This window comes from Bifidobacterium sp. LH_424, from assembly GCF_056356895.1.
In genome coordinates this window covers 38,326-50,496 of the sequence record NZ_JBKEVC010000002.1, presented here as the reverse complement: position 1 = coordinate 50,496, position 12,171 = coordinate 38,326, and the positions used below count along the sequence as shown (strand labels likewise).

The 12,171-nt window shown below is 64.4% G+C and carries 8 protein-coding genes; 3 read left to right on the top strand and 5 right to left on the bottom strand.

Annotation, left to right across the window (positions count from 1 at the left end; genetic code table 11):
* Positions 1–64 precede the first annotated feature (64 nt).
* A complete protein-coding gene (locus AC1AYP_RS03440; protein ID WP_476544998.1) occupies positions 65–1,747 on the bottom strand; it encodes an adhesin in 1,683 nt (560 codons plus the stop codon).
* A gap of 900 nt (positions 1,748–2,647) precedes the next feature.
* Between AC1AYP_RS03440 and AC1AYP_RS03435 the strand changes: the two genes are divergently transcribed.
* A complete protein-coding gene (locus AC1AYP_RS03435; protein WP_476544997.1) occupies positions 2,648–4,015 on the top strand; it encodes a putative ABC transporter permease in 1,368 nt (455 codons plus the stop codon).
* A 170-nt stretch (positions 4,016–4,185) separates the two neighbouring features.
* On the opposite strand, the gene AC1AYP_RS03430 is transcribed toward AC1AYP_RS03435, so the two are convergent.
* Positions 4,186–5,376 (bottom strand): pyridoxal phosphate-dependent aminotransferase, encoded by a 1,191-nt coding sequence (locus AC1AYP_RS03430; RefSeq protein ID WP_476532422.1) that lies wholly within the window; start codon positions 5,374–5,376, stop codon positions 4,186–4,188.
* Between the two features lie 30 nt (positions 5,377–5,406).
* Positions 5,407–6,777: an ATP-binding protein gene (locus AC1AYP_RS03425; protein ID WP_476544995.1), complete on the bottom strand. Its 1,371-nt coding sequence runs from the start codon at positions 6,775–6,777 to the stop codon at positions 5,407–5,409.
* A gap of 305 nt (positions 6,778–7,082) precedes the next feature.
* Between AC1AYP_RS03425 and AC1AYP_RS03420 the strand changes: the two genes are divergently transcribed.
* Positions 7,083–7,781 carry a hypothetical protein gene (locus AC1AYP_RS03420; protein ID WP_476546751.1) on the top strand — a complete coding sequence of 233 codons (699 nt, stop codon included), beginning with the start codon at positions 7,083–7,085 and terminating at the stop codon, positions 7,779–7,781.
* A 5-nt stretch (positions 7,782–7,786) separates the two neighbouring features.
* Positions 7,787–8,152 carry a transcriptional regulator gene (locus tag AC1AYP_RS03415; RefSeq protein WP_476502991.1) on the top strand — a complete coding sequence of 122 codons (366 nt, stop codon included), beginning with the start codon at positions 7,787–7,789 and terminating at the stop codon, positions 8,150–8,152.
* A gap of 62 nt (positions 8,153–8,214) precedes the next feature.
* Here the strand turns inward: AC1AYP_RS03415 and nrdF are convergent, their stop codons facing one another.
* Positions 8,215–9,207 (bottom strand): class 1b ribonucleoside-diphosphate reductase subunit beta, encoded by a 993-nt coding sequence (nrdF, locus tag AC1AYP_RS03410; RefSeq protein WP_476544993.1) that lies wholly within the window; start codon positions 9,205–9,207, stop codon positions 8,215–8,217.
* Positions 9,208–9,989: 782 nt separating this feature from the next.
* On the bottom strand, positions 9,990–12,134 hold the full coding sequence (gene nrdE, locus AC1AYP_RS03405) for a class 1b ribonucleoside-diphosphate reductase subunit alpha (RefSeq protein WP_476544992.1): 2,145 nt from the start codon (positions 12,132–12,134) through the stop codon (positions 9,990–9,992).
* Between the last annotated feature and the right edge of the window lie 37 nt (positions 12,135–12,171).

The following is a 12,171-nucleotide window of genomic DNA, read 5'->3' as shown; positions in this document are numbered from 1 at the left end:
GGTCTCTCCCCCAGTCATCCTTCGGATGACAGCCCCCTCGTCAGAGGGGGCCGAGTTGGAGGGGTCACATCGTCCAGGTGGTGGAGGTATTGAACTGGGTGTCGTAGGAGGAGCGGTCGATCAGGTCGGTGGCGAGCGTGGTGCCGTCGCCGGTGGCCGTGTCGGGCAGGGTCGTCGCGTAGTCGCCGGTCACCGTCACGGTCACGGTCACGTCGGAATCGCCCTTCACGACGGTTTTGCCGTTCGCCTTGATCGTCACCGTGTTCCCGTCGGCGTCGACGACCTTGCCGCCGCTCGCGACGTTCAACGCGGAAACGGTCGTGCTGTCGGTCACGACCCACGTGGAGGAGCCGTCCACGTTCACCGTGATCGGCGCGTCGCTCGTCGTGCCGTCGCTCGCGCTCGCGTTCTCGGTGATGCTCGCGGCGCCGGTCCACGTCGATCCGTCGAGCAGGTTCAACGTGACCGACGAGATCGTGTCCGCGCTGACCGTGCCGGCGAGCGTCTGGTTGCGCCCGGTGAACGTGACGGTCGCGCCGTTCGATCCGGCGGGCCCCCAGTTGTTCGCGTCGTTGCCGGCCGCGGTGATGAGCGCCGCCTTCGACGAGTCGAAGTCGAGCGTCGTGTTCGACAGGACTACGTCGGCGGTGGTGTTCGTGAAGTAGAACATCGAGCCGGATTCGATCGACGATTTCAGCGTCGAATCGGCGGCCTGGAACGTCGCGTGCTCGCCGGTCGAGGCTTCGGCGTCGCCGGAGGTCGACTGGTAGATGATCACGCCGTTGGCGACCGGGTCGCTGGCCGTCTTGTCCGTGATGGTGCTCGTCAGCGTCGAATCCTTGATGAGGATCGTGTTGAGGCCCTCCATGCCGGCGATCTGCGAGCCGGTGGACGTGCCGGTCACGTTCGTCACCTGCACGTCGCCGGTCGAGTAGAGGAGCGGCGAGCCGGAGCCCGCGGTCTTCAGGTCCGCCTCGTTGAGCGAGATCGAGCCGCCGCCGCGGTCGGTGGCGACGGTCGCGCTGTGGTCGCCCTGCGTGTCCGCGGTGACCTCGCCGGCGAGGATCGTGCCGGAGTAGGTCGCGTCGAGGGCGCGCGAGTTGTCGCCGGTCGTCGAGATCGTCGTGTCGTGGACGAGCGCGGTGCCCGAGTCGGTCGCGAACACGCCGTTCGAGCCGGACGAGTCGGCGGTGAGCTTCGACCCGTCGATGACGGTCTTCGACTTTTTGCCGACGGTCAGGCTGACCGAGTTCGTGCCGTAGAAGTTGTTGTTGTCGGCGCTGTCGGAGTCGCCGGATTTGGTGAGCGTCGCGCCGGTGAGCGTCAGCGTGCCGCCGTTCTGGGCGAGGGCCGCGTTCTGGTCGGCGTTGGTCGCGGCGGTCGTGTCGGACGACGTGATTTCCTCGCCGTCGGCGGTGAGCGCCGCCGTGTACGAACCGGAGTAGTCGTAGGTCATCGTGTTCGCGCCGCCCATGCCGGCCATCTGTCCGGAGACGATCGTATTGCCGCCGCGGGTCGAGGTGTTGCGCAGGATTGCCGTGCCGGCCGCGCCGCCGCCGAAGCCGACGATGAGCGCCGTACCGGCGGCGATTGCGGCGAGCTTGCCGGTCGTGGCCTGCGCGGTGCGGGCGCCGCGGGTGTTGTGGGGGCGGCGAGTGCCGCGGCCCGGAGTCGATTCGTGTGATTCGCGGAAGCTCGTGGAGGTGGTGCCGCCCCGCCGCTTGCCGGAGGTGTTCCTGATGCCCATGATCGTGCCTTTCGTCGTGCCCGCCGCGATGCTTGCGGTGGCGGGCCTTTCGTGCTTGCTGATATCAGTACACCGCCGGTTCCGGGGAAAGGGCTTGCGCGAACGTGCAGGTCGTCTGCGACCTTGCGAAGCAACCTCTGAACAATTCTTGACCGTTACCTGAAAGCCCCTCCGCCTTGGCTCCTCTCTCTGACTTGGCCCCCTCTGATGGGACATCGCCGTATAGCAAACGCCGGAGGCGTTTGTAGGCGATGTGCGAGCCGACAGGCGAGCTGATGTGGGGTCAGCCGAAGGCTGTCCGTGATTGCGGGGGCCGTATAGCAAACGCCGGAGGCGTTTGTAGGCGATGTGTGAGCCGACAGGCGAGCCGATGTGGGGTCAGCCGTAGGCTGTCCTTGATTGCGGTCGGGCTCCCGGCGAAGCCGGGTGGGGGAGAGATAGCTGGAACGTGACTGTTCGCGGTATCTCTCCCTCCGACCGCCTTCGGCGGCCACCTCCCTCGTCAGAGGGAGGCAATTCGGGGCCGGACGGGTCGCGTCGTCCGCCGTGGACCACTTCCCCCGTCAGAGGGAGGCACTGCTCCCCGCTCAAAAAAGGGGTGCCAAATGGACGATATTCCCGATTTACAGCGCTAAACACCCGTTTCGATGGGGACGAAACGGGTGTTTGACGCTGTAAATCCAGGAGAACGGGGGTTTGAACCGGGGTTTGTGATGTCTGGGGCCACCCTCAGTCCCGCTTCGCGGGCCCCGCAATCACGGACGGCCTGCGGCCGACCCCACATCGGCTCGCACATCGCCTACAAACGCTTCCGGCGTTTGCTTCACGGCGATGTCCCGCCGGCGGGAGCACGTAGCCGGCATGTTAGCCTGTTGGCATCGTGCGTGGGAAGGAGTCGTCATGGGGAAATCATCGGGGGCTGAATCATCGCGATCGACGAAGGCCGAGTCGTCGCAAGTCTCATCGTCGCAATCGTCGCGAAACGAGTCAACGCAAACGGAATCATCGCGAAACGAAACGACGACAAACGGACGCACGGCGGCGGGCGAGGAGGCGGCGGTGACCGCCGACCTCGTCGCCGCCGAACTCGACGAACAGGACCGACTCGACGCGCGACGGCTGCCGTGGCTCATCCGCATGTACGGCGTGCTGGTGCTGCTCGACGGCCTCGTCACGCTGCCGGTCGTCGTGCTCGCGTCCGTCGACGCCGTGCGCGCGATCATGCGCGGCGAACTCACGTTCCACGCGGCCAGCCTGACCGCCATCCTCACCGGACTGCAGGCGCTCGTCCTCATCGCCAACGCGGCCGCGCTCATCGTGTTCGGCGTGCTGCTGCTGCGCAACTGGCGACGCTACGCGGCCCGCTGGGCATACGTGCTGATGCCGGTCACGCTCGCCGAAGGCATGCTGTCGCTCGCGCTCGACGGCCTCGGCGCGAACCTCATCGCGCCGGCCGTGCGCATGGCGATCCTCGTCGCCGTGTCCATCGCGTGCGATCCGGGGCTCGCCGAGGAACGACGGCTGCAGCGTGCGCTCAAACGCATGGACGACCGCGACGCCTACGAGCGCGCCGTCGAGGCGGGCATGCTCGGGCGCGACCCGTCCGGCAAAGGGTACATCGCGCTCGACTTCTTCAACATCTTCTGGCTGTTCGCCGTGGCCTGCGTGTTCGGCCTCGCCGTCGAGACCGTGTACCACTTCGCGATGTACCACGGCGAACTCCAGGATCGTGCCGGGCTGCTCTGGGGCCCGTTCTCGCCGATCTACGGGTGCGGGGCGGTGCTCGTCACCGTGGCATTGAACCGGTTGTGGAAGTCGAACCCGTTCCTGATCTTCTGCGCGAGCGCGGTGATCGGCGGCACGTTCGAATACGCGACCAGCTGGTTCATGGAGGTGGCATTCGGCATCACCGCATGGGACTACACCGGGCAATGGCTGTCGATCGACGGGCGCACGTCCGGCAAATACATGGTGTTCTGGGGGCTGATCGGCGTGGTGTGGGTGCGCTGGATCCTGCCGCGGCTGCTGCGGCTCATCAACCGGATCCCGTGGAAGGTGCGGTATTCGCTCACCGCCGTGTGCGCCGTGCTGATGCTCGTCGACATCGCGTTCACGCTGATGGCGCTTGATTGCTGGTACGGCCGCATGGCCGGGTTGCCGCAGGATTCGCCCATCACCCAGTGGTTCGCCACGCACTACGGCGACGCGTACATGGCGAACCGCTTCCAGACGATGACCATCGACCCGTCCAAGGCCGGCAGGGTGTAGTGGTCGGCTGTCTTCATTTGGCCCCCTCTGACGAGGGGGGCTCCCGGCGAAGCCGGGTGGGGGAGAGACGGCTGGAACATGGCTGTTCGTGGTATCTCTCCCTCCGACCGCCTTCGGCGGCCACCTCCCTCGTCAGAGGGAGGCGATGGAAAAGGAGCATCAGCGTTCCGTCACAGGCCGTACTGTTCGTGGGCGAACTTCTCCAGCGCGGGGATCGAGCGCTTGACCTTTTCGGTGTCGATGCAGTAGGCCATGCGGAAGTAGCCGGGCACGCCGAAGCTCTCCGACGGCACGAGGATCAGGTCGTACTCCTTCGCCTTGAGGCAGAACGCGGTCGCGTCCTCCTCGAGCGCCTTCGGGAAGATGTAGAACGTGCCGCCGGGGCGCACCACGTCGAAGCCGATCGAGGTGAGCGCGTCGTACAGCAGGTTCATGTTCGTCTCGTACACGCTCAGGTCGCTCGTCTCGTCGAGCACCTTCGCGACGCCCAGCTGGATCGAGCTCGGCGGGCAGTTGTGGCCGGTGCCGCGCGAGATCTGGCCCATCATCGGCACGAGCAGGTCGGCATCCGTGGCGGTCGGGTTCACCGCCACGTAGCCGATGCGCTCGCCCGGCAGGGAGAGTGACTTCGACCACGAGTAGCAGGTGAGCGTGTTCGCGTAGAAGTTCGCCGGGTACGGCTGGGTGCCGCCGTCGAACACGATCTCGCGGTACGGCTCGTCGCTGATGAGGAAGATGTCGTGGCCGTATTCGGTCTGCTTGGCGGTGAGGATCGCGGCGAGGCGCTTGAGCGTATCGGCCGAGTAGACGGCGCCGGACGGGTTGTTCGGCGTGTTGATGAGCACGGCCTGCACGTTCGGGTTGAGGGCCGCCTCGAACGCGTCGAAGTTGATCTGGAAGTTCGCGGTGTCCGCGGGGATGACGGTCAGGTGCGCGCCCGTGCCGTTCACGTACGGCTGGTATTCGGGGAAGTAGGGTGCGAACGTGATGATCTCGTCGCCGGGCTTGGTGACGGCGCGCATCGCGTGCGCGAGTGCGCCGGCCGCGCCGGTCGTCGGGAAGATGTGGTTGCCGGTGTAGCTGGTGCCGAAGCGGCGGTTCAACGAGTCGGCGATCGCCTCCTTGACGGACGGGATACCGAGCGACGGGGAGTAGCCGTGGATGGCGACCGGATCGCCGTGCTCGTACAGGTCGACCATCGTCTTCGCGAAGTCCGGCGGGGCGGGCACGCTCGGATTGCCCAGCGAGTAGTCGAACACGTTCTCGTAGCCGATCTCCTTGCCACGCGCCGTCGCGTACTCGCTCAGCTCGCGGATGACGGACTTGCCGCCCAGCATCGCCTTGTATTCCTCGTTGATCATGGGTCGCTCCTTGTTCGAAGTCAGATACCCCTATTCAACCACCGTTGCGTCCGATTCGTGGTGCTCCCTCCACGTATCAGCATGACGCGTGATGAATCGGCCGAGCCCGCCAACGGCCCAAAGAGGCAGGTTGGCGACCCATGACTCATCACGGTAGTCGGCGAGACTGGTTCGTATGGCATGGACGATCGGGAATCGCGCATACGCCACTTTCAGACTTCTTGCCCGCAGATTCTGCTCCGCCTTCACCTCGATGGGATACACGGCGCCGTCTTTCTCGATGGAGAAGTCGATCTCCGCGTGCCCCTGCGGATTCGACCAGTAGGTCGGCTCGTACCCTTGGGCCACCAGCTGTTGGCAGACGTATTGCTCGGTCAACGCCCCCTTGAATTCGGTGAACACGCGGCGGTTTTCGGTGACGACGGACGGGTCGAGGCCGGCCAGCGCACCGAGCAGGCCGATGTCCGACGTGAACATTTTGAACGTGGAGGTATCGATGTAGCCATTCAATGGCTCACGCAGCGCCGTGACGCAATGCACCTGTTGGATGATGCCATAATCCTTCAGCCACATGATGCTCTCCTCGAAGTCGCGTGCTCGCGCTCCGGGGCGTACCACGCCGTATACGAACTTGCGGTTCTCCTTGGCGAGTTGGGTCGGCAGGGTGCGCCATACCAATCGGATTCGTTCCAGCATCCGTGGTGGTGCGTGCTTGGAGAAATCCAGATCGTATGCGTCGAGAATCTCCTGTTGGATGGATCGGATTTCCTGCATCGGTGAACCTCCCAGATGAGCGGATACGGCGGCCGGCATGCCGCCGACCACCGTGTAGCGCTTCAACAGGTCGGTCAGGCGCGTAGCGAACGTCGGGTTGATGCGTTCGGGTTCTCCGTTTCTGATCAGATCCGCCAATCGTTGTTGGCCGGCGTTGTCCAGATACTCAAGAAAGGACAACGGGTGGAGGGTCATCATATTGACCTTGCCTACGGGGAACGATGCGTCCGGATGCTTGGACACACCCATATAGGAGCCGGTCGCGATGATGTGTTGCTCCGGAGTCTCCTCGCTCAGGTATTTCAATGCGGTGAGCGCTCGCGGACATTCCTGAATCTCGTCAAGGAAGATCAAGGTCCTGCCCGGCTGTATGTCCCTTCCGGCATAGATAGATAGATTGTCGAGGACGGTGTGAGGGTCGAGGGTGTGATCGAACAGGCCGATGGCGTCGATGTCGCGCATGAAGTCGATGCGCAGGACGTCGTCGTAGAATCGTCTGCCGAATTCGCTGACGATCCATGTCTTTCCGGTCTGGCGGGCTCCCCGAAGCAGCAGGGGCTTGCGATTCGGCTGCTGCTTCCATGTCGACAGGTCGTTCATCAGGCCTCTGCTGAGTCGCTCACCCATGATTATCCTCCTAAAATGTGGGAGTCAGCCACATTTTATCATCTAAAAATGTGGCTGACTCCCACATTTTTAGATGATAAAATGTGAGGCGCTCCGTGGCCCACGATTCCCCGGGTGAAAATCGTGAGTCGGAATCGGCGGGTATCACTTTACTTTCATGCAAGTAAAGTGATATACTGGGCATGTCGACATCGCCATCTCCTCCCGGTCGAATCATCATTCGCTTGTGTAATCAGACAGCCCATCGCACGGAACGTTTCGCGCGTCGCCGCCGGCGCGCCGTCATCAACGCAAGGAGACCCATCATGGCCACGACACCTCTGAACACCGTCGGAATCACCGAAGCGACCCATGCCGCCGCCGGAACCGTCAAGACCGTCGGCCTTGCCGGCGCCGATACGTCAAGCGCAACCGCCGGACCCCCGGACCGGACCGACAGCCGGACCGGCGCGCCGCAACCCGCCATCGACCCGGCGGCGGCCGCGGCGGCGCTGAACCAGATAGCCGCCGACCGCGACGGCAACGCCGAACGGCTGATGCCCCCGAAATGGTGGTATCCGGTCAACGGCGTGATCGCCGGGGTCATGTACCTGCTGTGTGCGCAATTGTTCGCACAGTTCGCCGTCATCGAATTCGATGCGGACGGCTGGCTTGTGGAAGCCCGATTCCCGTTGCTCGAATCGGTATCGTATATGGCCGCGGCCGCAGCGCTGTGCTATGCGCTGTTCGAGCTGGGAGAGTGGCGCAAACGCCAGATCGGCTCCGACTACAGCGTGTTCATGGGCGAACTGCGGCCACGGAACGTGTTCATGTGGGTCGTGCTGATTGTGCAGCTCATCGTCCAGATCGGCGTGTTCGTCCTGCTGCTCTGGTGGATGCTCCATCAATCGGCGATGCCGGAGATGCCCATGGTCGTCGGCGTCGTGATGGGCGCGGTGCTCGCCCTCTGGGATTACCTGTACGATCGATACTTCATCGCGACGATCAAGAAGGAGGGGCGGTGAGCGCCATGGGCAGTGATGCAGGCAAAGCGCCGGGCTTGGGCAAGGCTCCAGGCATCCGCGGCTTCGGTGCCGTCGAGCCCCGGTTCGACGCCGTCATCCACGAGCCGACGCGCCTGCGCATCTGCGGACTGCTTTCCTCGGTCAGGGAGATGCGTTTCGCCGACATCCGCGAGGCGCTCGGGCTGAGCGACGCGATGTGCTCCCGCCACCTCAACACGCTCGCCGGCGACGGGTACATCGCCCTGGTCAAGCGGCCGGGCGAATCGACCCGTCACATGGTCACATGGGCGGCCATCACGCCGGAGGGCCGCCGGGCGCTCGCCGGGCACCTGGCCGCGTTGCAGGCCATCGCCCAAGGGGCTGTTCTCTAGGGCCTCCGGTCCACGGTTCCGAGCTGGAGGGAATCGTGGACCGGAGGCCTGCCGATCGGGAATCAGAAGTCCCAATCGTCGTCGTCGGTCTCCTCGGCCTTGCCCATCACGTAAGAGGAGCCGGAACCGGAGAAGAAGTCGTGGTTCTCGTCCGCGTTGGGCGACAGGGACGCGATGATCGCCGGGTTCACGTCGCAGATCTCCGCCGGGAACAGCGCCGGGTAGCCGAGGTTCATCAGCGCCTTGTTGCCGTTGTAGCGCAGGAACTTCTCCACGTCCTCGGTCAACCCCACGCCGCCGTACAGCGACTCGGTGTACTCCACCTCGTTGTCGTACAGCTCGTTCAGGAGGTCGTACGTGTACTCGCGCAGCTCCTCGCGCTTCGCCTCGCCCACCAGCTCCAACCCGCGCTGGTACTTGTAGCCGATGTAGTAGCCGTGCACGGCCTCGTCGCGGATGATGAGGCGGATCACGTCGGCCGTGTTCGTGAGCTTCGCGTGGCTGGAGAAGTACATCGGCAGGTAGAAGCCCGAGTAGAAGAGGAACGATTCGAGCAGCGTCGAGGCGACCTTGCGCTTCAGCGGGCTGTCGCCCTCGTAGTAGTCGAGCACGATCTGTGCCTTCTTCTGCAGGTACTCGTTCTCCTCGCTCCACGCGAACGCGGCGTCGATCTGCTCGGTCGAGCACAGCGTGGAGAAGATCGACGAATACGACTTCGCGTGCACGGACTCCATGAACGCGATGTTCGTGTACACGGCCTCCTCATGCGGGGTGAGCGCGTCCGGGATCAACGACACCGCGCCGACCGTGCCTTGGATAGTGTCGAGCAGCGTGAGACCGGTGAACACGCGCATCGTGAGCGTGTGCTCCTCCTCGCTCATCGCCTGCCACGAGGGGATGTCGTTCGAGACCGGCACCTTCTCCGGCAGCCAGAAGTTGCCGGTCAGGCGGTCCCACACCTCGAGGTCCTTCTCGTCCTCGAGTCGGTTCCAGTTGATCGCGCAGACGCGGTCGATGAGCTTCAGCGGTTTGCGCGGCACGGAAATCGGCGCCATGGTTCTCTCCTTTTCGGTTGGTTCGTTACGTTTCGGTGATTCGGTGGTGCGTGTGTCCGATTGTTCCGAATACACCTGCCGGTGCATGCGTATCTCTTGCTCCCCCTGAAGGGGGAGCTGGCGGCCGAAGGCCGACTGAGGGGGTGATTCGGAAGATCCGGGATTCAGTCGGTTTCGTCGTCGCGATTGTCGCGGTCCGCGAACTCCTCGGGCGCGGTGAGCCGCAGGATCATCCGGTACACGGTTTTCGACATGATGTTCCCCTTCTGATGTGGTGATGTGTGGTGCGATGACGTAGGTAAGTGGGCTGGGCGTCTGTATGCCCCCTCAGTCCCGCTACGCGGGCCAGCTCCCCCTAAAGGGGGCGCAGAGACGGCGACGGTTCTTGGCCCCCTCGACGGGACGTCGCCGTGGAGCAAACGCTGGAGGCGTTCGCAGGCGGTGTGCAAGCCGGCTTATTTCTTGGCCCCCTCTGACGAGGGGGCTGTCCGCGTAGCGGACTGGGGGAGAGATAGCCGGAACGTAACGTTTGCGGTATCTCTCCCTCCGACCGCCTTCGGCGGCCACCTCCCTCGTCAGAGGGAGGCAAGATGGCACCCCCATGGAATCGTGCGTGATGTGTGCGGCGTCAAGGCGCGGCGGGCGAAGGCGTACGAAGGTACGTCGAGTCCGCCGCAACGCAGACGACGCTCCATCAGACTGATGTGTGCGGAGACCGCTGTCCGAGACCGAAGACGTACAGGAGGTACGTCGAGTGTCGAGGAAAGGCGGTATACGCTCCATCAGAGCATGCAGGAGACGCAGCCGGCCACTTCGGTGCCTTCAAGCGCCTGCTGGCGGATGCGGATGTAGTAGAGCGTCTTGATGCCCTTGCGCCAGGCGTAGATCTGGGCCTTGTTCACGTCGCGCGTGGTGGCGGTGTCCGGGAAGAACAGCGTGAGCGAGAGACCCTGGTCGACGTGGCGTGTGGCGGCCGCGTACGTGTCGACGATCGCCTGCCATCCGATCTCGTAGGCGTCCTGGAAGTACTCCAGATTGTCGTTGGTCATGTACGGCGCCGGGTAGTACATGCGGCCGATCTTGCCTTCCTTGCGGATCTCGATCTTCGAGGCGATCGGGTGGATCGACGACGTGGAGTGGTTGATGTACGAGATCGACCCGGTGGGCGGCACGGCCTGCAGGTTCTGGTTGTACAGCCCATCGCGCAGGATCGCGTCACGCAGCGCCTCCCAATCGGCGACGCTCGGCACCGCGACCCCATAGCGCGCGAACAGCTCGCGCACGCGCTCCGTGCGCGGCGCGGCGGGAGCGCGGCCGTCCGTGTACTTGTCGAAGTAGTTGCCCGCGCCGGTCGGCTTCGCGTAATCGGAACGCTCGAATCCGATGAACGCCTTGCCGCGCTCGACCGCCAGATCGTGCGACGCGCGGCAGGCGTGGTAGGCGACGGTCATGAAATACATGTCGGTGAAGTCGAGCGCCTCGTCGGAGCCGTAACGCAGGCCCTCGCGCGCGAGGAAGCCATGCAGGTTCATCTGGCCGAGACCGATCGCGTGGCCTTCGTCGTTCGCACGTCGGATCGACGGCACCGCGTCGATCGACGTGTGCTCGGCGACGGCCGTCAGCGCGCGGATCGCCGTCTCGACCGTGCCGGCGAGACCGCCGTCCATCGCCTTCGCGATGTTAAGCGAGCCGAGGTTGCACGACACGTCGCGGCCCACGTGCTCGTAGGAGAGGTCGTCGCGGTAGACGCTCGCCTCCTGCACCTGCAGAATCTCCGAGCACAGGTTCGACATCGTCACGCGGCCGTCGATCGGATTCGCGCGGTTGACCGTGTCCTCGAAGACGAGATACGGGTAGCCGGATTCGAACTGCAGCTCGGCGAGCGTCGTGAAGAACTTGCGCGCGTCGATGTACGTCTTCCTGATGCGGTCGTCGGCCAGCATCTCGTCGTACTTCTCGGTGACGGAGATGTCGGCGAACGGCTTGCCGTACACGCGCTCCACGTCGTACGGGCTGAACAGCGCCATCCGCTCCTTGCGCTTGGCGAGTTCGAACGTGATGTCCGGCACGACCACGCCCAGCGCGAGCGACTTGATGCGGATTTTCTCGTCCGCGTTCTCGCGCTTCGTATCGAGGAAACGCATGATGTCCGGATGATGCGCGTTGAGGTACACGGCGCCCGCACCCTGACGCGCGCCCAGCTGGTTCGCGTACGAGAACGAGTCCTCGAGCAGCTTCATGACCGGCACGACGCCGCTCGACTGGTTCTCGATGTGCTTGATCGGCGCGCCCAGCTCACGCAGGTTGGAGAGGAGCAGCGCCACGCCGCCGCCGCGCTTCGACAGCTGCAGGGCCGCGTTGATGCCACGCGAGATCGACTCCATGTTGTCCTCGATGCGCACGAGGAAGCAGCTCACCGGCTCGCCGCGCTGCGCCTTGCCGAGGTTCAGGAACGTCGGCGTGGCCGGCTGGAAACGGCCGGCGAGCATCTCGTCGAGATAGGCGGTGGCGGCGGATTCGTCGCCGGCGGCCAGGTCGAGGGCGACCGCGGCGCAACGCTGCGGGAAGTCCTCGAGATACGTCTTGCCGTCGAACGACTTCAACGCGTAGGAACGGAAGAACTTGAACGCGCCGAGGAACGTCTCGAACTCGAAGCCGGCCTGCGCGGCGTGCGCGTAGAACGATTCGAGGAAGTCGGCGCTGTAGCGGGCGAACACGTCGCCGTCGTAGTAGTCGTGGTCGATGAGCCAACGCAGGCGCTCGCCGGCCGTGGCGAAACGCTTCGTGTTCGGCTCGATCTCGCTCGTGACGTAGGCGCGCTCGGCCTCCTTGTCCTTGCCGAACTGGATGAGCCCGTGCTCGTCGTACAGGTTGAGCATCGCGTTCAGCGCATGGTAGTCGGTCGACGGATCGTAGGTGGTGGTCATGGAATACCCTTCAGGAGATTGTTCGGTCACGGTTGGG